The following is a 20,712-nucleotide window of genomic DNA, read 5'->3' as shown; positions in this document are numbered from 1 at the left end:
GCACATGGCAACCGAAGTCAAAGTCCCCACGCTGGGCGAATCCGTTACCGAAGCAACCGTCGGTCAGTGGCTCAAGAAGCCGGGTGAAGCGGTCAAGGCCGACGAGCCGATCGTCAGCCTGGAAACCGACAAGGTCGCGGTCGACGTGCCCTCGCCAGTCGCCGGTGTCATGGGTGATCTGGTCGCCAAGGAAGGCGACACGGTCGAGGTCGGCGCCCTGCTGGCCTATGTGAACGAAGGCGGTGCCGCTGCTGCCGCGCCGGCTCCGGCCGCTGCTCCTGCCGCCAAGGCGGAAGCCGCTGCGCCCGCACCGGCCGCTTCGGCCCCGGCTGCATCGGACGACGAAGAGGGCGGCAGCCTGACCCTGTCGCCGGCGGTTCGTCGCCTGGTGCTGGAGCATGGTCTTGACCCGAGCAAGATCAAGGGTACCGGCAAGGACGGCCGCCTGACCAAGGACGACGTCATGGCCGCCGTCGCCGCCGGCACTGCCAAGGCAGCTGCCGCGACCCCGGCTTCGGCGCCTGCCGCCGACGCCCCGGCCGCTGGCCCCAGCCGCAAGCAGGAACGCGTCAAGATGACCCGCCTGCGCCAGACCGTCGCCAAGCGTCTGAAGGAAGCGCAGAACAACGCGGCGCTGCTGACCACGTACAACGACGTCGACATGACCAACGTCATCGAGGCGCGCGCCAAGTATAAGGATCTGTTCGAGAAGAAGCATGGCGTCCGTCTGGGCTTCATGGGCTTCTTCACCAAGGCCGTCTGCATGGCGCTGAAGGACATTCCGGGCGTCAACGCGCAGATCGAAGGCGATGAAATCGTCTATAACGACTTCGCCGACATCTCGGTCGCCGTTTCGGCCCCGACCGGCCTGGTCGTTCCGGTCATCCGCAATGCGGAAAGCCTGAGCGTCGCTGCCATTGAAAAGACCATCGGCGGCTTCGGCAAGAAGGCCAAGGAAGGCAAGCTGACGATGGAAGATATGAAGGGCGGCACCTTCACCATCTCCAACGGCGGCGTGTTCGGCTCGCTGCTGTCCAGCCCGATCATCAACCCGCCCCAGTCGGCGGTTCTGGGCCTGCACCGCATCGAGGACCGCCCGGTCGTCCGTAACGGTCAGATCGTGATCCGCCCGATGATGTATCTGGCGCTCAGCTATGACCATCGTCTGATCGACGGTCGTGAAGCGGTGACCTTCCTTGTCGCGGTCAAGAACGCGATCGAGGATCCGACCCGTCTGCTGATCGACCTGTAATAATCACCATTTATTGTTGCCCCGGCTTCGGCCGGGGCGCCTCTTGCCCTTGATTTGGGGCAGAGCGATGCCAGTTAGGCTGGCATGACTGGAGAAGGGAAAACCCCATGTCCGATTTCGATTATGACGTCCTGGTTATCGGTGCTGGCCCGGGTGGCTATGTCGCCGCGATCCGCGCTGCGCAGCTGGGCCTGAAGACCGCCTGCGCCGAAAGCCGCGAGACGCTTGGCGGCACCTGCCTCAATGTCGGCTGCATCCCGTCGAAGGCGCTGCTGCACGCCTCGGAACTTTATGACGAGGCCGCCAATGGCGCGCTCGCCAAGCTGGGCGTCAAGATCGACAAGATGAGCCTGGACCTGCCCACCATGCAGGGCCAGCGCGTCGATGCCATCAAGGGCCTGACCGGCGGCATCGAATATCTGTTCAAGAAGAACAAGGTGACCTGGCTCAAGGGCCTGGCCAGCTTCACCGGCGCCAACACCGTCGAAGTGAATGGCGAGAAGGTGACGGCGAAGAACATCGTCATCGCCACCGGTTCGTCGGTCGCCCCGCTGCCCGGCGTGGCCGTGGACAATGCGGGCGGCAAGATCGTCGATTCGACCGGCGCGCTGGAACTGGACAAGGTTCCGGGTCATCTGGTCGTCGTCGGTGGCGGCGTCATCGGTCTGGAACTGGGTTCGGTGTGGAAGCGCCTGGGCGCCAAGGTGACCGTGGTCGAATATCTCGACCAGATCCTGCCTGGCATGGACGGCGAAGTCCGCAAGGAAGCCAACAAGATCTTCAAGAAGCAGGGCTTCGAATATAAACTCGGCACCAAGGTTACCGGCGCCGAAGTCGGCAAGTCGGGCGTGACCCTGACCGTCGAACCCGCTGCCGGTGGCGAAGCCGAGAAGATCGAGGCTGATGTCGTCCTGGTGTCGATCGGTCGTCGTCCCAACACCGAGGGCCTGGGCCTCGACAAGATCGGCCTGGAGCTGAACGCGCGCGGTCAGATCGAGACCGACCATGAGTTCGGCACCAAGGTTCCGGGCGTCTGGGCGATTGGTGACGTCATCCCCGGCCCGATGCTGGCGCACAAGGCCGAGGACGAAGGCATTGCCGTCGCCGAGAATATCGCGGGCCTGACCGGCATCGTGAATCATGACGTGATCCCCTCGGTGGTCTACACCAAGCCGGAAATCGCGGGCGTGGGCCTGACCGAGGAAGCCGCCAAGGAACGTGGCGCCGTCAAGGTTGGCAAGTTCCCGATGATGGCGAACAGCCGCGCGAAGACCAATCACGAGCCCGACGGCTTCGTGAAGATCATCGCCGACGCCGAAACCGACAAGGTGCTGGGCGTGTGGATCATCGCGACCGTCGCCGGCACGATGATCGCGCAGGCGGCGCAGGCCATGGAATTCGGCGCGTCGAGCGAAGACATCGCCTATACCTGTCATGCGCACCCGACGCACAGCGAAGCGATCAAGGAAGCGGCGATGGCCGTGACCGGCAAGCCGATCCACATGTGATCGACTGCGCGATCGCAGGATAAGGGAAGGGGCCTCCGCCAAGCGGGGGCCTTTTTCTTTTGGGGAAGGAGGCGCGCTGCTCTATCGGACGTGCATGAACCAATTCCCCTCCAGCCAGTCGGTGCCGTCGGCCAATCCCGAGCGGTTGTTCTTTGCGCTGTGGATCATCTTTTCGGTGCTGACCGCGCTGGCCGACATCATCGCGATCGTCCGCCATCCCGAAATGACGTTGCAGATATTGCCGCAGACGGCCCTGGGGCTGGCGGTGTGTCTGCCCTTCGGCGCGGTCGCGATCCTGCTGCGACGCCGGCGGCTCAAGCGCCAGGCCGCGCGCGACGCTTTTCTTCAGGCGATGGCGCGGCTCGACTGAGCATCGCCGGCGGGCGCCAGCGCGGGCCGAATGGCGACGCGGTTGCGGCCCTTTTCCTTCGCTTCATAGAGCGCGCTGTCGGCCCGTGCGATCGCGTCATGGATCGAGCGGTCGGCACGATGCAGGCTGGTGAGGCCGAAGCTGGCGGTGGGCGGGCCGGGCAGGCCAAGCCGGCTTGCCGCCTGTTCGGCAAAGCGCAGCCGGATCGCGTCGGCAATGCCGGTCGCCATGGCAGGGTCTGCGCCGGGCAGGAAGAGGATGAACTCCTCGCCGCCGAAGCGGGCGATGACGGCATCGGCGGGGGCGAGTGCCCGCAGCGCGTCGGCCAGCGCGACGATCACCCGGTCGCCCAGCCCATGGCCATGGGCATCGTTGACCCGCTTGAAATGATCGATGTCGCAGGCGATCAGGCTGCCGCCGGCATCATGGCGCGCCACCGCCTCCTCGAACCCGCGGCGATTGAGCAGGCCCGACAGCGGATCGACATGGGCATCATGGCGGTAACGGGTGAGCACGTCCTGCATGGCTGCCGCGAGCGCCGATAGGGCCAGGAACAGGCCGAACATGCAGGCCAATGCCTGCATCAGGAAGGCATATTGGCTGTCGCGGAACGCGACGCCGCCGGGCAGGGTGAAGGACACGCTGCTGCCGCGCAGCAGATTGTCGAGCGCCACCAGGGTGACGGCGGCATAGAGGGCGCGATCGGGCCAGCCGCGAAGCTGGCCGCGCCCGGCGATCAGCGGAATGGAAATCAGCAGGAAGCAGCCGAAATCGGACGACACCAGTTCCAGCGGGACGATGTCCTGCATCACTGCAAAGCTGCAGATCAGGATCGATATCGCCCAGATGGCGATGCGCAACCCCAGCACCCAATTGGGGCGCCAGCGCGTGAGCAGCGCCTGGCTGAACAGCAGGAAGCCGGTGGCAAAGGCGGTGTCGGCGACGATGCCCCATAGGTCCGTGGGCAGGAAGTCGAACGCGACCGGCACGGAAAAGCCCATGGCGACGCTGAAGAAGGCGCCGCTCCACCAGCCCGCTTCCCGCGCGCCCCAGCCCCAAACGATGAGGAAGGCGACGCCGAAGCTGGCCATCATGATGGGCAGGAAGAAGGCGAAATTCTCACCCACGAAGCGCGACCGATCCTTTGTGCAGCATGACGGCATGACGTCGCGTCATGCAGGAGCGCCATCCTGCATTTTCCGGTAAATGTCGATGGTTAAGAGAGCGTAACGGTTGCGACGGGCCGAGCAGGAAAACTGCCTAACCCGGATCAGAAATGCGGCTTGCGTTTCTCGCGGAACGCCGCGACCCCTTCGGCAAAGTCGGGATAGGTGAAGGCGTCGCGGAACATTTCCAGCGTCACCATGTCGTCATCCGCCTGACCGTCGAGGATGCGGCGAACCATCGCCTTGGACGCGCGCACGCTATGCTGGGCATTGGCCGCAATCTCGCGCGCCAGTGCGTCGGCGGCGGCCAGAGGATCGGTCGCGATCTCGTCGATCAGGCCGATGGCCAGCGCCGCCTCGGCATCGTGCAGCGCGCCGGTGAAGAGGATGCGCTTGGCCCGTGCCGGCCCGACCAGATCGACCAGCAGGCGGGTGTCGAACAACGAATAGACGATGCCGAGCTTGGCCGGGGTGATGCCCAGCCGTGCGGTCGGCGCCGCGATGCGCAGGTCGCAGGCGATCGCCAGGCCGCATCCGCCGCCGACACAATCGCCGTCGATCGCCGCGATCACCGGCTTGTCGGCATGGGCCAGCGCATATTGGGTGGCGCGGATCGCGGCCTGGTTGGCGGCGCGCCAGTCAGCGTCGCCCGAGCAGGCGGCAAATTCGTTGATGTCGGCGCCCGCGCAGAACAGGCCGGGCGTGGCCGAAGCCAGGATCAGCACGCGGATATCCGCATCGGCCATGGCGTCGGCGACCAGATGGGGCAGCGCTTCCCACATCGCCTGGGTCATGGCGTTGCGGCGATCGGCCCGGTCGATCAGCAGCCGGGCGACCGTGCCGTCCCGCTCCAGGCGCAAGCTCATGCCGGCCAGGCTTCCAGCATCGGCACCAATTCGTCGAAATGGTGGATCACGCCGTCGGCCTCCAGATTTTCGACCGGACCGTCGAGGAAGCCGAAGCTGACCGCTATGCTGGGAATGCCGGCATTGCGGGCGCCGGCAATGTCGTTGATCGTGTCGCCCAGGAAGATGGTGCGGCCGCCACCGGCCCGCTCGATCATCGCATGGATCGGCGCCGGATCGGGCTTGGCAATGCCGACCGTGTCACCGGCCACGACCGAGGCGAAGCGTTCGAACAGGCCCAGTTGGTGCAGCAAGGGAATCGTGAAGCGCTCCGCCTTGTTGGTGCAGATGGCGAGCCGCACGCCGCGCTCCGCCAGCGCATCCAGCATTGCCATCATGCCGGGATAGGGCAGGGAGTAGAGCGCCAGATTCTGCTCATAATAATCGAGCAGGATCGGCAGCGTCTGGTCGAGGATCGCTTCGTCATAGCCGCCCGACGCGTCGAGCGCGCGCTGCAGCATCACCTTGGCACCCTTGCCCACGAAGGGCCGGATGGAATCGACCGGGAAGGGGGCTCGGCCGATCGTGCCGATCGCATAATTGACCGCCGCGGCCAGATCGCCGCTGGTGTCGAGCAGGGTGCCGTCGAGGTCGAAGCCGACAATGTCGAAGGATAAGCTTGCCATGGCATCGCCATGCCGCGTCGGCGGTGGCAATGGCAAGGCAAACATGGCAGAGAGCCGTGATATTCCAGACCACTTGAACGAAAAGGACGCGCTCGCCGTGACCGCACCTCGCCCCCTCGCAGTCGTCATCCTTGCCGCCGGGCAGGGCACAAGGATGAAGTCCGGCACGCACAAGGTGCTGCACCCGATTGCCGGGCGACCGATGCTGCTGCACCTGCTTGCCAGCGTCGCGGACCTGCTGCCCGAGCGGCAGGTGGTCGTGGTCGGCGCCGGCCGCGAGCAGGTGGAAAAGGCGGTCGAGGGCAGCGGCGTCGCCATCGCTGTGCAGGAACAGCAGCTTGGCACCGGTCATGCCGTGGCGCAGGCGCATGATGCGCTGGCGGGCTTCGCCGGCGACGTGCTGATCCTCTATGGCGACGTGCCGCTGGTCAGCGGCGCGACCATGAAGGCGATGCTCGATCGGTTGAGCCGGGGCGACGAGCCGCGCGCGGTGGTGCTGGGCTTCCGCCCGGATGATGCCGCCGCCTATGGCCGGATCATCGCCGATGGTCAGGGCATCATCGAGAAGATGGTCGAGTTTAAGGATGCGAGCGAGGCCGAGCGCGCCGTCACCCTGTGCAACAGCGGCCTGATGGCGGTGCGGGCGAGCGACCTGTTCGTGCTGCTCGACCAGATCGGCAACAACAATGCGGCCGGCGAATATTATCTGCCCGACATCATCATGCTGCCCGGCGCAAACAGCGCCGTGATCGAGACGGAAGCGTGGGAAGTGGCCGGCGTGAACAGCCGCGCCGAACTGGCCGGCGTCGAAGCCGTGTGGCAGGACCGCCGCCGGGCCGAGGCGATGCGCGAGGGCGTGACCCTGGTCGCGCCGCAGACCGTCTTCTTCGCGTACGACACGGTGCTGGGCCGCGACGTGACGGTCGAACCCAATGTCGTCTTCGGTCCGGGTGTCACCATCGCCGACAATGTCGTCATCCATGCCTTCTCGCATCTGGAAGGCGCGACCGTGGCCAGCGGCGCCGACATCGGCCCCTATGCCCGGCTGCGTCCGGGCGCTGACATCGGCCCCAAGGCAAAGGTCGGCAATTTCGTCGAGATCAAGAAGGCGCGCCTAGACGAAGGGGCGAAGGTAAATCACCTGTCCTATATCGGCGACGCCAGCGTCGGCGCGGCGGCCAATATCGGTGCGGGCACCATCACCTGTAACTATGACGGCTTCTTCAAATACAAGACGCAGATCGGGGCGGGCGCCTTCATCGGCTCCAACAGCGCGCTGGTCGCGCCGGCGACGATCGGCGATGGCGCCATCGTCGCGGCAGGCAGCGTCGTGACCAAGCCGGTTCCGGCCGACGCGTTGTGCCTCGTCCGCCCGCAGCAGGAAAGCAAGCCGGGCTGGGCGGCGGCGTTCCGCACCCGCATGCGCGAGCGGAAGGCGAAGGCTTGAGCTTCATCCGGCGCCGGCCGTTTCTGTCCGCTCTGCTGCTCCTGCTGCTGATCGCGGTGGCAGGGCCGCTCTGGCTGTTGATGAATGCGCGCGCCATGCCGGTCGTGCGGCGCGCCGAGGTCGTGCTGCCTTTCCCGGCGGGCGCGCCGCAGCAGTCGATCAGGGTCGCGCTGCTGACCGACACCCATCTGTCCGGGCCGGACAACAGCCCGGCGCGGATGGCGCGGATCGTGGCCCGGATCAACGGCCTCAAGCCGGATCTGATCCTGCTGGGCGGCGACTATATCGGCGACAATAAATGGGGCGCGACCTATGATGCGCGCCACGCAATCGCGCCCTTTGCCGGGCTGCGCGCGCCGATGGGCGTGGTCGCGGTGCTGGGCAATCATGACAGTCGCAGCAGGAAGAACCGGGTGGCGCTGAGCGCCGATGACTGGCAGCGCGCCTTTGCCGATCTGGGCATCACCCTGGTCCAGGATGGCGCCGTGCGCCGCGGGCCGCTGGCGATCGGCGGCCTCAAGGATATCTATACCCGCAAGCCCGACATACCCGATACGCTGAAGGCGATGCAGGACATTGGTGGCGCGCCGGTGATCCTGTCGCATGGACCCGACGTCTTCCCGTTGCTGCCCGATGCGCCATCGCTGACCCTGGTCGGCCATACCCATTGCGGGCAGGTGGCACTGCCCTTTGCGGGAATCGTTTATGTCCCCTCCAAATATGGCACCCGCTATGCCTGTGGCCGCTATCAGGATGGCAGGAAGGCGATGATCGTGTCCGGAGGGGTTGGCACCAGTGGCCTGCCTTTCCGCATGCTGGCGCAGCCCGACATCTGGCTAGTCACCATCCGGCCACGATGACATTCTTTTCATGGCTCAGCCATGGCGCTGTCGCCCGACCGGCATTAATGGCATGGCGACAAAGCTGTCCTATATGGACGCTATCTGACTAATCTGGTTCGGCGGGGCTTTCCACCATGTGCGGTATCATCGGAATTATTGGTAAGGATCAGGTCGCGGAACGACTGGTCGATGGCCTCAAGCGGCTGGAATATCGCGGCTATGACAGTGCCGGCGTCGCCACCGTGCATGACGGCCGGATCGATCGCCGCCGGGCCGAGGGCAAGCTCAACAATCTGGTCAAGGAACTGGCCGCCTCGCCGCTGGCCGGCACCACCGGCATAGCCCACACCCGCTGGGCGACCCATGGCGCGCCGACCACCAGCAACGCGCACCCGCATGCGACCGGCGAAGTGGCGCTGGTCCACAATGGCATCATCGAGAATTTCAAGCCGCTGCGCGACGAACTGATTGTCCGCGGCCGCACCTTCGACAGCCAGACCGACACCGAAGTGGTCGCCCATCTGGTCAGCGAACTGGTGGAGCAGGGCGTGGCGCCGAAGGAGGCCGTGGCGCAGGTGTTGCCGCGCCTGCACGGCGCATTCGCGCTGGCCATCCTGTTCAAGAGCCATCCCGACATGCTGATAGGCGCGCGCCTCGGCTCGCCGCTGGTCGTGGGCTATGGCGATGGCGAGACCTTCCTCGGCTCCGACGCGCTGGCGCTGGCGCCGCTGACCCAGCGCATCGCCTATCTGGACGAGGGCGACTGGGTCGTCATCACCAGGGACGGCGCCGAGATTTTCGACAAGGATAATAACCCGGTCGAACGGCCCGTCACCATTAGCGGTGTGTCCGGCGCGATGATCGACAAGGGCAATCATCGCCACTTCATGCAGAAGGAAATCTATGAGCAGCCGGTCGTCGTGGCCCAGACGCTCAAGGCCTATCTGCAGCGGATGGATGACCGCGTGTCGCTGCCGATCCCGGATTTCGACCTGTCGACCATTCGCCGCGTCACCATCGTCGCCTGCGGCACCAGCTTCTATGCCGGCATGGTCGCGCGCTACTGGTTCGAGCAGTTCGCCCGCGTGCCGGTCGATTTGGATTTCGCCTCCGAGTTCCGCTACCGCGAGCCGGTGATGGAGGAGGGCGGCCTGGCCCTCTTCATCAGCCAGTCGGGCGAAACCGCCGACACGCTTGCCGCGCTGCGCTATGCCCGCGCCCAGGGGCAAAAGATCGCCGTCGTCGTCAATGTGCCGACCAGCAGCATGGCGCGCGAGGCCGACCTGCTGCTGCCGACCCATGCCGGCCCGGAAATCGGCGTCGCCTCGACCAAGGCCTTCACCTGCCAGCTGGCCGTGCTCGCTGCCTTCGCCGCCAATCTGGCGCGGGCCAAGGGCAAGCTCAGCGCCAAGGACGAGAAGGAAATCGTCCGCCATCTCGCCGAAGCGCCCGCTGCGATCAACGGCGCGCTCGCCTATGACGAGGCGATCGAGGCGATGGCCCATCATATCGTCCCGGCGCGCGATGTCCTGTATCTCGGCCGCGGCACCGACTATCCCCTCGCGCTGGAAGGCGCTCTGAAGCTCAAGGAAATCAGCTATATCCATGCCGAGGGCTATGCCGCCGGCGAGATGAAGCACGGCCCGATCGCGCTGATCGACGAACTGGTGCCGGTGATCTGCATCGCGCCCAGCGGCCCCTTGTTCGAAAAGACCGTCAGCAACATGCAGGAAGTGCAGGCGCGCGGCGGCAAGGTGGTGCTGATTTCCGACTATGACGGCGTGCAGGCGGCGGGCGAAGGCAGCCTTGCCACCATCACCATGCCCAAGGTCCACCCGCTGATCGCGCCGATGGTCTATGCCGTGCCGGTGCAGTTGCTGGCCTATCATGTCGCCGTACTCAAGGGCACCGACGTCGATCAGCCGCGCAACCTAGCAAAGAGCGTCACGGTGGAGTGATCGACGTGCTCCGCATCGACCGGCCTGCACACAGGGCGGAGATGAGGAGCGCCGGAATCGCCGTCGCCGCGATCGCCGACAGCAACCGCCCGCCAAGAGCGAGGTCGGACAGGCTGCCGGCGATCAGCGGACCGATCGCGCAGAAGATCGAAACGACGAAGCTCCAGACCGCGAAGCTGCGTGCGCGCAGCGTGGCCGGCGTCAGATCCTGCAACATGGTCGGCACCAGCGCATTGGCGGTGCAGGTCAGGAACAGGAAGGCGGCGACCAGGATCAGCGCCTGATCGATCCGGCTGATCGAAAAGAGCAGTACGGCGCAGGGGATCGAGAGCAGCGCGCCTGCACCCATGATCAGCGGCCGGGCGGCAAGCCCCATGCGCCGGCCGAGCAGCCGGTCGAGGAAGCCGGCGACGGGCAGGCAGCCGATACTGGTCAGCAAGGTGATGATGCCCAGTGCCTGGCCGATCACGCGCATGTCGGCCTGGAAGCGCCGCTCCAGCGCCAGAGCGATCAGTGGATTGAGCGCCTGTACCGCGATCATCAGGCTGCCGGCCACGCCGACGAACAGGCCGACCGCCTGCCAGCGTTGCCGCAGGAACAGCAGCAGCGATGCCGATGCCGGACTGTCGTCGGCGGTGATGCCGCGCGGTGGATCAAAGGTCAGCAGGCCGACCGCGACCAGCGGGATGCCGGCGAGCGAAAGCAGCAGGATCGCCTTGCGCCAGGGTTCCAGCGCGAAGGCAAAGACCATGTCGGCCTGATGGACCAGTACGTCACCAAAATAGAAGCCAGCACTGGCGCCGGCGGCCATCAGCGCGGCGAAGGACAGGTTGGCGGCGACGCGGTGGCGATCGGCGACCAGATCGGGGATCATCGAATAGACGATCGGGATCATCGCGAATTCGGTGACGCCCGATGCCGCGAGGTCGATGAAGAAGAGGGGGAAGTTGGGCGCCAGAGCGCTTAGCGCCATCAGCGCGCTCCATCCGATGATGAGGCCGATCAGCACATGCTTGCGCGACATGCGGTCGGCCAGTCGGGCGATCGGTACCGCAATGGCACTCGCGACTAATATGCCCGCCAGCCCCTGAAGCGCGCCGATCGTTGCGTCACCGACGCCGAAGCTGGCCTGTATGTCGGCCAGCAGGACCGACTGGACGCCGCGATCGCTCATCTGCACGCCGGCGGTCACGCCCAGGAACAGCACCGTGAACAGGGCGCGGGCGGACCAGGATCGATCCAGAACCGCCAAAGGCGTGATCGGGGTGGCGGGTGCGATAAAAGCGATGACATGTCTCCCCAATGGGACCGCCGAGGCGGCAAGGGGAAAATGAAGCGCTTTTGACTCGCGTTCGCAATGGATTTGTCGGGAAAGCGGGGCGTCAGCCGCCGCCGGGCGAATTATGGCCGCCGGCCGGCACCGGGCCACCGCTGGGCGCGTGGCTGTGGTCGGGATTGCTGTCCCAGTCGATATGATAAAGGTCGAAGCGGCGGTCGCGCAGGTTGCGGACCGTGCCTTCGGCGCGCGCCCAACTGAGGTCGGCCAGATTGACGTCCGCCATGGTCAGCGTCTCGACATTCTCGCTCGCCTCGGCCGCGATGCCGTCGCGGGCGAAGGGCAGGTCGCACGGCGTCAGGATCGCGCTCTGGGCATATTGGATATCCATATTGTCGACGTTCGGCAGGTTGCCGACATTGCCCGACATCACGACATAGCATTGATTCTCGATCGCGCGGGCCTGCGCGCAATAGCGCACGCGCATATAGCCCAGGCGCGAGTCGGTGCAGAAGGGGACGAAGATGATGCGCGCGCCCTGGTCGACCAGGCGGCGGGCCAGTTCGGGAAATTCGCTGTCATAACAGATCAGCACGCCGATCGGGCCGCAGTCGGTCTGGATCACGTCGAGCGCGTCGCCGCCCTTGATGTTCCACCAGAAGGCCTCGTTGGGGGTCGGGTGGATCTTCTCCTGGGTGTGGACCGATCCGTCGCGCAGCGCGACATAGGCGATATTCTGGATGTCGCCATCGTCGGCGCGGGTCGGGTGCGATCCGCCGATGATGTTGATATTATATTCCAGCGCCATCCGCGTCAGTTCCTTGGTCAGGCGCGGGGTATAGCCGGTCAGCTTGTCGATCGCTTCGATCGGCGACAGTTTCTTGGTCTCGAACGAGAGCAGGGGCAGGGTGAACAGCTCGGGGAAGACGATGAAGTCCGAGCGATAATCGGCCGCCACGTCGACGAAATATTCGATGTTGCGCACGAACTCGTCGAAATCCTTCACCGCGCGAGCCTGGAGCTGGCAGGTGGCGAGGCGAACGCTTTCAACGCCGCGCGGCACCCGCATTTCCGGCGCCTCGTCCGGGTCGACATAGGGGTTGCGCCAGACCAGGTGCGCGGCATGTCCGTCCGACTGCTTGTCTTCGGGCAGGTAATTTTCCAGCACGCCCAGCGGCTCGAACTGGTTCTTCAACTGGAAGCTGATGACCTGGTCACGCAGCTTGCCGCTGACCACCTTTTCCAGATAGTCGGCCGGGCTGCCGGCGCGGCGCTTGGCACGGGCATAGCCGGGCATGCGGCCCGCAATGACGATGCCGTGCAGGTCCAGCTCCTCGGCCAGTTCCTTGCGCTCGTCATAGAGGCGCTGGCCGATGCGCAGCCCGCGCAGCTTGGGATCGACCGCCATTTCATAGCCATAAAGCCATTCGCCCGCGGCGCTGTGGCGGGTGCCGAAACCGTTGGCGGTGATCTCCTCCCAGTCATGATGGGAAAAGGCCATCGCCTTGCTGACGCGCATGGTGGCGCAATAGCCCACGACCTTGCTGTCATAGAGGGCGACGAAGCAGCCATTGGGGAAATTGTTGATCTGGCCGCGGATGGTGGCCAGCGAATAATTGGGCATGCCGGGATAGGCGCGGGCGATCAGCCGCTGGATGCCGCGCACATCGCCGGGCACCGCCGCCCGGACTTCCAGGCGCTTCTTGGCTGTCGTGGTCATGCTTTGCTCCCGTCGCATCAATCCGAAAAGGAAAAGGCGGCGCCGGGATGCGGCGCCGCCTCGTTCCGTTTCCGTATTGAAAGCTTCAGGAAGCGATCAGTTCCGGTAAAAAGCCTTTATCAGGCCCACTTGGCCATTTCGGCTTCCAGATTGACGCGGATCGCCTCGAAGAACTGCTCCGTGGTCATCCAGGCCTGATCCGGGCCGATCAGCAGGGCCAGATCCTTGGTCATCGCGCCGCCTTCGACGGTCTTGATGCAGACCTGCTCCAGCGTCTCGGCGAACTTCACGACGTCCGGCGTGTCGTCGAACTTGCCGCGGAACGACAGGCCCTGGGTCCAGGCGAAGATCGAGGCGATCGGGTTGGTCGAGGTCGCCTTGCCCTGCTGGTGCTGGCGATAGTGGCGGGTGACAGTGCCGTGCGCGGCTTCGGCTTCCACGGTCTTGCCGTCGGGCGACAGCAGAACCGAGGTCATCAGGCCGAGCGAGCCGAAGCCCTGGGCCACGGTGTCCGACTGGACGTCGCCGTCATAATTCTTGCAGGCCCAGACGAACTTGCCGCTCCACTTCAGCGCCGAAGCGACCATGTCGTCGATCAGGCGGTGTTCGTAGACGATGCCGGCCGCCTTGAACTTGTCGGCGAATTCGGCGTCGAACACTTCCTGGAACAGATCCTTGAAGCGGCCGTCATAGGCCTTGAGGATGGTGTTCTTGGTCGACAGATAGACGGGCCAGCCGCGGTTCAGGCCATAGTTGAAGCTGGCCTTGGCGAAATCGCGGATCGATTCGTCGAGATTGTACATGCCCATGGCAACGCCGGCGCTGGGGAATTCGAACACTTCATATTCGAGTTCCTCGCCATTGGTGCCGACCCACTTCATGGTCAGCGTGCCGGCGCCGGGCACCTTGAAATCGGTGGCCTTATACTGGTCGCCAAAGGCGTGACGGCCGACGACGATCGGGTCGGTCCAGCCCGGAACCAGGCGGGGGACATTCTTGATGACGATCGGTTCGCGGAACACGACGCCGCCCAGGATGTTGCGGATGGTGCCGTTGGGCGACTTCCACATCTTCTTGAGGCCGAATTCCTCGACGCGCGCTTCGTCGGGGGTGATGGTGGCGCACTTCACGCCGACGCCATATTCCTTGATCGCGTTGGCCGCGTCGATCGTGATCTGGTCGCTGGTCTCGTCGCGCTTCTCGACCGACAGGTCATAATATTTCAGGTCGACGTCGAGATAGGGGAGAATGAGGCGCTCACGGATCCATTCCCAGATGATGCGGGTCATTTCGTCGCCGTCGATTTCCACGACGGGGTTTTTCACCTTGATCTTCGCCATAGCGCCTATTCGCCTTCTTCTCTTGGGTGGAATTATGGGGACGCCCTACGGCCTGCGCCGCCAATGTTCAACCGTCCAGCGCCGGATTTCCGGCCGATCATGCGATGCATGCGCAATACTGTTGTGCGATGCGCGTTCATGCCGGGAGCCAAGGACGGGGATCGTCGTTGTCAGGATCAATGTCTCCCCCTAAAGACATGCCCATGGAAAATGACGAGATCACGATTGCCGCAGGCGGCAATGTCAAATGGCGCTTCCCCTCGGTCCATCCCGAAGGGGTGAAGTTCGGCGCGATCGCGGCTGCGATCACCGGCCTGTTCTTCGTGATGGGCTGGGAAATCATCGGCTGGCTGATGCTGATGGTCACCATCTGGGTGCTGGCCTTCTTCCGCGATCCGATCCGCGCCGTGCCACAGGATGAGGGTGCGATCATCGCCCCGGCGGATGGTCTGGTGACCTTGATCCAGCGCGTGCCGCCGCCGCGCGAGATGGCCGGGCCCGATGGCCTGGGCGATCAGCCGCTGATCCGCGTGTCGATCTTCATGAGCGTGTTCGACGTCCATATCAACCGCACCCCGATCGGCGGCACGGTGAAGGCCGTCACCTATATTTCCGGCAAGTTCCTCAACGCCGATCTCGACAAGGCGAGCGAGGATAATGAGCGCCAGCATATCCTGGTCGAGCGTCATGACGGCCTGCGCGTCGGCTTCACCCAGATTGCCGGCCTTGTCGCGCGCCGCATCGTGCCCTTCGTCAAGCCGGGCGACATGGTCGCCGCCGGCCAGCGCATCGGCCTCATCCGCTTTGGCAGCCGCGTCGACGTCTATCTGCCCGCCGGCACCGCGCCGCGCGTGATCCTGGGCCAGCGTACCGTCGCGGGCGAGACGATCCTGGGCCAGATCGGCGATCGCCGCGTGATTGCGGGCATCCAGCAGTGAGGCGGCGTCGCGCCGTTCCGCGCGGGCTGCGGCGCGGCATCACGCTGCGCATGCTGGCACCCAATGCGGTGACGGCGATGGCGCTGTGCTTCGGCCTCACCGGCGTGCGCTACGGCATTTCGGGCGAGTGGGAGCGGGCGGTATTGTCCATCCTGTTCGCCGGCGTGCTCGACGGGCTCGATGGCCGGATCGCCCGGATGCTGCGGGGCGAGAGCCGCTTTGGCGCCGAACTGGATTCGCTGTCCGATTCGATCGCCTTCGGTGTCGCGCCGGCGCTGATCCTCTATCTCTGGTCGCTGCACGCCATGCCGAAATTCGGCTGGATCTTCGCGCTGGCCCATGCCCTGTCCTGCGCGCTGCGCCTGGCGCGCTTCAACGCCAATATCGATGTGGAGGAGCAGCCGCACAAATCGGCCGGTTTCCTGACCGGCGTGCCGGCCCCGGCCGGCGCTGGCCTCACCTTCGTGCCGCTCTATCTGTGGATGGTGACGGGCGAAGAGATTTTCCGCGCCTGGTATGTGGTCGCGCCCTGGACCGCGTTCGTGGCCTTCCTGATGATCTCCAGCATCGCCACCTATAGCTGGTCGGCGCTGCGGCTGCGCAAGCGCATCCGGCTGGAACTCATCGCCTTTGTCGGCCTGCTGGCGGCGGCGCTGGCGACCCAGCCCTGGTTCACTCTGCTGCTGATCTGCGGCGTCTATGTGCTGCTGATCCCGTTCGGCATCCTGTCCTACGCCAAGGTGCGCAAGCAGCCTGTCGGCTGAGCCGGATGTCCTGTTCAGGCAGCGAGCACGCTGCCGGGCAGGGCGGGGGCGGACAGGGTGGCGCCGCGGGCCGGCTGGCGCACGCGGTTCCGCGTGATGCGGATATGGTAGACGGGCGGGGTCTGGGGAATCGGCTCGAACAGCAGGGCTGCCGCCATCTTCTGATGATAGAGCGCAAACATCCAGGCAATGGTGCCGACCGCCAGCAGGAAGGCGGCGGAGAAAATGGTCGCTGCAACAATGGTGAACATGGCCGCTGACTTTCTATCTTGCCATTTGCACGCTTAGGCTCACTATGTCGGTGCATACGGGCGTTTAGACTGTTTGTTCCATCTGTTCACTTTATGTTCTCATATTGAGAGCGAGTCAACCCCTTGCGCAACGGGGTTTTGGGCGTTAAAGGCGCGCCCATTCCACATGGGAATCGACATATCCGGTGCCGGACGGGTCTTTGAGACCATCCAAGGTTCCTGATTCCCAGAGGTAGCAACCGGAAGGAGAAATGATTATGGCGACCCCCGTCGTCACCATGCAGCAATTGATCGAGGCTGGCGCCCACTTCGGCCACCAGACCCACCGCTGGAACCCGCGGATGAAGCCGTATATCTTCGGCGACCGCAACGGCATCCACATCCTTGACCTGTCGCAGACCGTGCCGCTCTTCGCGCGCGCCCTCGACTTCGTGTCGGCCACCGTCGCCGGCGGCGGCAAGGTCCTGTTCGTCGGCACCAAGCGCCAGGCCCAGGATCCGATCGCCGAAGCCGCCCGCAAGTCGGGTCAGCACTTCGTCAACCATCGCTGGCTGGGCGGCATGCTCACCAACTGGAAGACCATCTCGGGCTCGATCAAGCGCCTGAAGACCCTCGAAGAGAAGCTGTCGGGCGATACCCACGGCTTCACCAAGAAGGAAGTCCTCCAGATGACCCGCGAGCGCGAGAAGCTGGAACTGTCGCTGGGCGGCATTCGCGACATGAACGGCATCCCCGATGTCATGTTCGTGATCGACGCCAACAAGGAAGAGCTGGCGATCAAGGAAGCCAACACCCTGGGTATCCCGGTTGTCGCCATCCTCGACTCGAACGTCTCGCCCGACGGCATCGCCTTCCCGGTTCCGGCGAACGATGACGCCAGCCGCGCCATCCGCCTCTACTGCGACGCCGTTGCCGCCGCCGCCACCAAGGGCAACCGTGGTGCGCAGCAGGCTTCGGGCATCGACCTGGGCGCTCTGGATGAGCCCGAGGCCGAAGAGGTCGTCGCGCAGGCCTGATCCGCGGTCTTCGAACTGCAAGAATGACAGGCTAGGGCGCGGTCCATTACGGAACGCGCCCTAGTGCTTATCTGATTAAACCCCTTTTGATTTAGGAGCCTCAACATGGCCGAGATTACCGCTGCCGCCGTCAAGGAACTGCGCGACCGTTCGGGCGCGGGCATGATGGATTGCAAGAAGGCCCTCACCGAAGCCAATGGCGACATCGAAGCGGCGACCGACTGGCTGCGCGCCAAGGGTCTGGCTGCTGCCCAGAAGAAGTCGAGCCGCACCGCTGCTGAAGGCCTGGTCGGCGTTGCCGTCGCCGGCACCAAGGGCGTTGCCGTCGAAGTGAACAGCGAAACCGACTTCGTTGCCAAGAACGACCAGTTCCAGGACTTCGTTCGCACCGTGTCGACCGTTGCGCTGGAATCGGGCGCGGCTGACGCCGAAGCCCTGTCGGCCCAGCCGCACCCCGCCGGCGGCACCATCGCCGAAAAGCTCGTCGCCAACATCGCCACCATCGGCGAAAACCAGAATCTGCGTCGCGTCGCTCACGTCGAAGTGACCGAAGGCGTCGTCGTGCCCTACGTGCACAACGCCGCTGCGCCGGGCCTCGGCAAGATCGGCGTGCTCGTCGCGCTCGAAGGCGATGCCCCCGCCGACGTTCTGGAGCCGCTGGGCAAGCAGCTGGCCATGCACATCGCCGCTGCCTTCCCGCTGGCCCTGTCGGCTGACGACATCGATCCGGCCCTGCTGGAGCGTGAGCGCGCGATCGCCGCTGAAAAGGCTGCCGAATCGGGCAAGCCCGCCGAAATCGTCGCCAAGATGGTCGACGGTGCGGTCGCCAAGTTCGCCAAGGAGCAGGCCCTGCTCTCGCAGCTGTTCGTGATGGACAACAAGACCCCGATCGCCGACGTCGTCGCCAAGGCGGCCAAGGATGCCGGCAAGTCGATCTCGCTCAAGTCCTATGTCCGCTTCCAGCTGGGCGAAGGCATCGAGAAGGAAGTCAGCGACTTCGCCGCCGAAGTGGCTGCTGCCGCCGGCGCCTGATCGTCGATCGAGTGACAAGCAAAGGGAAGGGGCGTCCTGCGGGGCGCCCTTTTTCTATGAGAGCATGGTGCGTTCGGCGGTCGGCGCCGGTCGGGCCGGGCGCCATCGGTGCCGCTTTCTCCATGAAGAGGCTGGAGCGCACGACAAACGCCCCTTGGCATCGCGCTTTACCGCCTCTAATGTCCCGGCCGCTTCCCCTGCCAACCATCAAGGATTCTTGCCCCACATGACCCGGCCAGCCTTCAAACGCATCCTGCTGAAATTGTCGGGCGAGGTGCTGATGGGGTCCGGCCAGTTCGGCATCGATCCCGAGACCGTCGATCGCGTCGCTGGCGAAATCGCCGCCGCGAAGGATGCGGGCTTCGAACTGTGCGTGGTCGTGGGTGGCGGCAACATCTTCCGCGGCCTTGCCGGCGCGGCCAAGGGCTTCGACCGCACCAGCGCCGACTATATGGGCATGCTGGCGACCGTGATGAACGCGCTGGCGGTGCAGAATGCGCTGGAGAAGATCGGCTGCGACACCCGCGTCCAGTCGGCCATTCCGATGGCGTCGGTGTGCGAACCCTATATCCGGCGCAAGGCCGTGCGCCACATGGAGAAGGGCCGGATCGTGATCTTCGCGGCGGGCACCGGCAATCCCTTCTTCACCACCGATACCACGGCGGCCCTGCGCGCGGCGGAAATGAACTGCGACGCGCTGTTCAAGGGCACCAGCGTCGATGGCATCTATGATGCCGATCCCAAGAAGGTGGCGGACGCCACCCGCTATGAGGCGATCAGCTTCGATCAGGTGCTGACCGACAATCTCAAGGTCATGGACGCCAGCGCGATCGCGCTGTGCCGTGAAAATCATATTCCCATCGTCGTCTTCAACATCCGCGAGGAAGGCAACCTGGCCAAGGTGCTGGCGGGTGAAGGCACCGCGACGATCGTGCAAAATCAGGAGCGCTAATAATGGCCCAGTATAACAAGTCCGACCTCGAACGCCGCATGGCCGGCGCAATCGAAGCGCTGAAGGGCGATCTCACCGGTCTGCGCACCGGCCGCGCCAATGTGCAACTGCTCGATCCCGTCATGGTCACCGTCTATGGCGCCAACATGCCGCTGAACCAGGTCGCCACCGTGTCGGCGCCCGAGCCGCGCATGCTGTCTGTCCAGGTGTGGGACAAGGCCAATGTCGGCCCCTGCGACAAGGCGATCCGCTCGGCGGGCCTCGGCCTCAACCCGATCGTCGACGGCCAGACGCTGCGCCTGCCGATCCCGGACCTCACCGAGGAACGCCGCAAGGAACTGGCCAAGCTCGCCAGCAAATATGCCGAAGGCGCGCGCGTCGCGGTCCGCAACGTTCGTCGCGACGGCATGGACAGCCTGAAGACCGACGAGAAGAAGGGCGAGATCAGCGAAGATGAGCGCAAGCGTCTGGAAACCGAAGTCCAGAAGCTGACCGACGCCACCATCGTGGATATCGACGCGGCCGCTTCGGCCAAGGAAAAGGAAATCCTCGGCCAGTAAGCCGGGGCTTTTCTTTCGCGGCCAAAGCACGCATTCCTATCTGATGGCCACACAAGCCAAGCCCGATCTTACCAGCGCTGCGCCTGCCCATGGTGCGCGCCATGTCGCCATCATCATGGACGGCAATGGCCGCTGGGCGAAGAAGCGGCTGTTGCCGCGCATCGCCGGCCATCGCGCCGGGGTGGAGGCGGTGCGCCGCGTCGCCCGCGCGGCGCAGGATATGGGCCTTGAATGCCTGACGCTCTACGCTTTCTCCTCGGAGAACTGGAAGCGTCCGGCGACCGAAGTGTCCGACCTGATGGGGCTGCTGCGCCATTTCATCCAGTCGGATATCGATGAGTTTCATGCCAATGGCGTGCGGCTGCGGGTGATCGGCAACTACAAGGCGCTGGAGCCTGGCCTGGTCGAGCTGATCGAAAGCGCGATGGCTCGCACCGCTGCCAACACTGGCCCGGTGATCGCGATCGCGCTCAACTATGGCGCGCAGGACGAGATGGTGCGCGCGGCGCAGCGTCTGGCGCAGCGGGTGGCGAGCGGTGAATTGTCGGCCGAGAATATCGGTATCGAGGCGATCGATGCCGAACTCTACACCGCCGACCTGCCGCCGCTCGACCTGCTGATCCGTACTTCGGGCGAACAGCGGCTCAGCAATTTCATGCTGTGGCAGGCGGCTTATGCCGAACTCTATTTTACCGATATGCTCTGGCCCGATTTCGATGGCCGGGCATTGGCGCAGGCGCTCGACGCCTTCCGCATGAGGGACCGCCGTTTCGGCGGACTGTGAGTAAC

Annotated in this window: 20 protein-coding genes; 13 read left to right on the top strand and 7 right to left on the bottom strand. The window is 64.9% G+C overall.

The features are described from left to right. Positions 1-4: 4 nt before the first annotated feature. The 3 genes from odhB (at position 5) to BRX37_RS01085 (ending at position 3,130) form a co-directional block, all read left to right on the top strand. Complete coding sequence (odhB, locus tag BRX37_RS01095) at positions 5-1,252, top strand: 2-oxoglutarate dehydrogenase complex dihydrolipoyllysine-residue succinyltransferase (protein WP_125985202.1); 1,248 nt, start codon at positions 5-7, stop codon at positions 1,250-1,252. A gap of 107 nt (positions 1,253-1,359) precedes the next feature. Further along, entirely contained in the window at positions 1,360-2,760 is a 1,401-nt protein-coding gene (gene lpdA, locus BRX37_RS01090) for a dihydrolipoyl dehydrogenase (protein WP_010337479.1), read from the top strand. A gap of 94 nt (positions 2,761-2,854) precedes the next feature. Then, on the top strand, positions 2,855-3,130 hold the full coding sequence (locus BRX37_RS01085) for a hypothetical protein (protein ID WP_004211159.1): 276 nt from the start codon (positions 2,855-2,857) through the stop codon (positions 3,128-3,130). Here BRX37_RS01085 and BRX37_RS01080 read toward each other — a convergent pair. From BRX37_RS01080 to BRX37_RS01070, 3 genes are all read right to left on the bottom strand, one after another. Next, the gene (locus BRX37_RS01080; RefSeq protein ID WP_125985201.1) at positions 3,106-4,257 is read right to left on the bottom strand and encodes a GGDEF domain-containing protein; all 1,152 of its coding nucleotides are present in this window, start codon (positions 4,255-4,257) and stop codon (positions 3,106-3,108) included. The genes BRX37_RS01085 and BRX37_RS01080 overlap by 25 nt on opposite strands. Before the next feature lie 143 nt (positions 4,258-4,400). Next, on the bottom strand, positions 4,401-5,162 hold the full coding sequence (locus tag BRX37_RS01075; RefSeq protein WP_125985200.1) for an enoyl-CoA hydratase/isomerase family protein: 762 nt from the start codon (positions 5,160-5,162) through the stop codon (positions 4,401-4,403). After that, positions 5,159-5,827: an HAD family hydrolase gene (locus BRX37_RS01070; RefSeq protein ID WP_206434089.1), complete on the bottom strand. Its 669-nt coding sequence runs from the start codon at positions 5,825-5,827 to the stop codon at positions 5,159-5,161. Before BRX37_RS01070 ends, BRX37_RS01075 begins: the two co-directional genes overlap by 4 nt. A 154-nt stretch (positions 5,828-5,981) precedes the next feature. On the opposite strand from BRX37_RS01070, the gene glmU reads away from it, so the two are divergent. The 3 genes from glmU to glmS all read left to right on the top strand — a co-directional run bounded on the left by glmU (position 5,982) and on the right by glmS (position 10,074). Next, positions 5,982-7,274: a bifunctional UDP-N-acetylglucosamine diphosphorylase/glucosamine-1-phosphate N-acetyltransferase GlmU gene (gene glmU / locus BRX37_RS01065; protein WP_313229935.1), complete on the top strand. Its 1,293-nt coding sequence runs from the start codon at positions 5,982-5,984 to the stop codon at positions 7,272-7,274. After that, positions 7,271-8,134, top strand: a complete 864-nt coding sequence (locus tag BRX37_RS01060; protein WP_125985197.1) for a metallophosphoesterase — start codon at positions 7,271-7,273, stop codon at positions 8,132-8,134. Before glmU ends, BRX37_RS01060 begins: the two co-directional genes overlap by 4 nt. A gap of 116 nt (positions 8,135-8,250) precedes the next feature. Next, positions 8,251-10,074 carry a glutamine--fructose-6-phosphate transaminase (isomerizing) gene (gene glmS / locus BRX37_RS01055; RefSeq protein ID WP_125985196.1) on the top strand — a complete coding sequence of 608 codons (1,824 nt, stop codon included), beginning with the start codon at positions 8,251-8,253 and terminating at the stop codon, positions 10,072-10,074. On the opposite strand, the gene BRX37_RS01050 is transcribed toward glmS, so the two are convergent. The 3 genes from BRX37_RS01050 to BRX37_RS01040 all read right to left on the bottom strand — a co-directional run bounded on the left by BRX37_RS01050 (position 10,061) and on the right by BRX37_RS01040 (position 14,410). Next, positions 10,061-11,326 carry an MFS transporter gene (locus BRX37_RS01050; protein ID WP_318276547.1) on the bottom strand — a complete coding sequence of 422 codons (1,266 nt, stop codon included), beginning with the start codon at positions 11,324-11,326 and terminating at the stop codon, positions 10,061-10,063. The genes glmS and BRX37_RS01050 overlap by 14 nt on opposite strands. A gap of 130 nt (positions 11,327-11,456) precedes the next feature. Next, positions 11,457-13,070: a bifunctional GNAT family N-acetyltransferase/carbon-nitrogen hydrolase family protein gene (locus BRX37_RS01045; protein WP_004211166.1), complete on the bottom strand. Its 1,614-nt coding sequence runs from the start codon at positions 13,068-13,070 to the stop codon at positions 11,457-11,459. Between the two features lie 119 nt (positions 13,071-13,189). Beyond that, positions 13,190-14,410, bottom strand: coding sequence for an NADP-dependent isocitrate dehydrogenase (locus tag BRX37_RS01040; protein WP_004211167.1), 1,221 nt, complete (start codon positions 14,408-14,410; stop codon positions 13,190-13,192). Between the two features lie 203 nt (positions 14,411-14,613). Between BRX37_RS01040 and BRX37_RS01035 the strand changes: the two genes are divergently transcribed. Both BRX37_RS01035 and BRX37_RS01030 read left to right on the top strand, forming a co-directional pair. Beyond that, positions 14,614-15,348, top strand: a complete 735-nt coding sequence (locus BRX37_RS01035) for a phosphatidylserine decarboxylase (RefSeq protein WP_029547694.1) — start codon at positions 14,614-14,616, stop codon at positions 15,346-15,348. 50 nt (positions 15,349-15,398) lie between these two features. After that, a complete protein-coding gene (locus tag BRX37_RS01030) occupies positions 15,399-16,112 on the top strand; it encodes a CDP-alcohol phosphatidyltransferase family protein (protein ID WP_051035757.1) in 714 nt (237 codons plus the stop codon). Positions 16,113-16,126: 14 nt separating this feature from the next. Here BRX37_RS01030 and BRX37_RS01025 read toward each other — a convergent pair whose 3' ends face one another. Next, on the bottom strand, positions 16,127-16,363 hold the full coding sequence (locus BRX37_RS01025) for a hypothetical protein (protein ID WP_125985195.1): 237 nt from the start codon (positions 16,361-16,363) through the stop codon (positions 16,127-16,129). A gap of 257 nt (positions 16,364-16,620) precedes the next feature. Here BRX37_RS01025 and rpsB point away from each other — a divergent pair, with 257 nt between their 5' ends. The 5 genes from rpsB (at position 16,621) to BRX37_RS01000 (ending at position 20,707) form a co-directional block, all read left to right on the top strand. Next, positions 16,621-17,379, top strand: a complete 759-nt coding sequence (gene rpsB / locus BRX37_RS01020) for a 30S ribosomal protein S2 (RefSeq protein WP_010337471.1) — start codon at positions 16,621-16,623, stop codon at positions 17,377-17,379. 105 nt (positions 17,380-17,484) lie between these two features. Next, positions 17,485-18,411, top strand: coding sequence for a translation elongation factor Ts (gene tsf / locus BRX37_RS01015; RefSeq protein ID WP_010337470.1), 927 nt, complete (start codon positions 17,485-17,487; stop codon positions 18,409-18,411). 226 nt (positions 18,412-18,637) lie between these two features. After that, on the top strand, positions 18,638-19,363 hold the full coding sequence (gene pyrH / locus BRX37_RS01010) for a UMP kinase (RefSeq protein WP_004211175.1): 726 nt from the start codon (positions 18,638-18,640) through the stop codon (positions 19,361-19,363). A gap of 2 nt (positions 19,364-19,365) precedes the next feature. After that, the gene (gene frr, locus BRX37_RS01005) at positions 19,366-19,923 is read left to right on the top strand and encodes a ribosome recycling factor (RefSeq protein ID WP_004211176.1); all 558 of its coding nucleotides are present in this window, start codon (positions 19,366-19,368) and stop codon (positions 19,921-19,923) included. Positions 19,924-19,966: 43 nt separating this feature from the next. After that, complete coding sequence (locus BRX37_RS01000) at positions 19,967-20,707, top strand: isoprenyl transferase (RefSeq protein ID WP_010337468.1); 741 nt, start codon at positions 19,967-19,969, stop codon at positions 20,705-20,707. Positions 20,708-20,712 lie beyond the last annotated feature (5 nt).

The organism is Sphingomonas sp. S-NIH.Pt3_0716 (assembly GCF_003950715.1).
Classification (GTDB): domain Bacteria; phylum Pseudomonadota; class Alphaproteobacteria; order Sphingomonadales; family Sphingomonadaceae; genus Sphingobium; species Sphingobium yanoikuyae_A.
The sequence above is the reverse complement of the archived record's forward strand: the minus strand, read 5'-3'. Positions and strand labels throughout refer to the sequence as shown.

Excerpts from the sequence above, each read along its gene's own strand:
- frr (WP_004211176.1), top strand. The coding sequence starts at position 19,366 with ATGGCCCAGTATAACAAGTCCGACCTCGAACGCCGCATGGCCGGCGCA.
- BRX37_RS01085 (WP_004211159.1), top strand. The coding sequence starts at position 2,855 with ATGAACCAATTCCCCTCCAGCCAGTCGGTGCCGTCGGCCAATCCCGAG.
- BRX37_RS01045 (WP_004211166.1), bottom strand. The coding sequence starts at position 13,070 with ATGACCACGACAGCCAAGAAGCGCCTGGAAGTCCGGGCGGCGGTGCCC.
- BRX37_RS01075 (WP_125985200.1), bottom strand. The coding sequence starts at position 5,162 with ATGAGCTTGCGCCTGGAGCGGGACGGCACGGTCGCCCGGCTGCTGATC.
- BRX37_RS01030 (WP_051035757.1), top strand. The coding sequence starts at position 15,399 with ATGCTGGCACCCAATGCGGTGACGGCGATGGCGCTGTGCTTCGGCCTC.
- rpsB (WP_010337471.1), top strand. The coding sequence starts at position 16,621 with ATGGCGACCCCCGTCGTCACCATGCAGCAATTGATCGAGGCTGGCGCC.
- tsf (WP_010337470.1), top strand. The coding sequence starts at position 17,485 with ATGGCCGAGATTACCGCTGCCGCCGTCAAGGAACTGCGCGACCGTTCG.
- pyrH (WP_004211175.1), top strand. The coding sequence starts at position 18,638 with ATGACCCGGCCAGCCTTCAAACGCATCCTGCTGAAATTGTCGGGCGAG.
- BRX37_RS01025 (WP_125985195.1), bottom strand. The coding sequence starts at position 16,363 with ATGTTCACCATTGTTGCAGCGACCATTTTCTCCGCCGCCTTCCTGCTG.
- BRX37_RS01040 (WP_004211167.1), bottom strand. The coding sequence starts at position 14,410 with ATGGCGAAGATCAAGGTGAAAAACCCCGTCGTGGAAATCGACGGCGAC.
- glmS (WP_125985196.1), top strand. The coding sequence starts at position 8,251 with ATGTGCGGTATCATCGGAATTATTGGTAAGGATCAGGTCGCGGAACGA.
- BRX37_RS01000 (WP_010337468.1), top strand. The coding sequence starts at position 19,967 with ATGGCCACACAAGCCAAGCCCGATCTTACCAGCGCTGCGCCTGCCCAT.
- BRX37_RS01070 (WP_206434089.1), bottom strand. The coding sequence starts at position 5,827 with ATGGCAAGCTTATCCTTCGACATTGTCGGCTTCGACCTCGACGGCACC.
- glmU (WP_313229935.1), top strand. The coding sequence starts at position 5,982 with ATGAAGTCCGGCACGCACAAGGTGCTGCACCCGATTGCCGGGCGACCG.
- lpdA (WP_010337479.1), top strand. The coding sequence starts at position 1,360 with ATGTCCGATTTCGATTATGACGTCCTGGTTATCGGTGCTGGCCCGGGT.
- odhB (WP_125985202.1), top strand. The coding sequence starts at position 5 with ATGGCAACCGAAGTCAAAGTCCCCACGCTGGGCGAATCCGTTACCGAA.
- BRX37_RS01035 (WP_029547694.1), top strand. The coding sequence starts at position 14,614 with ATGGAAAATGACGAGATCACGATTGCCGCAGGCGGCAATGTCAAATGG.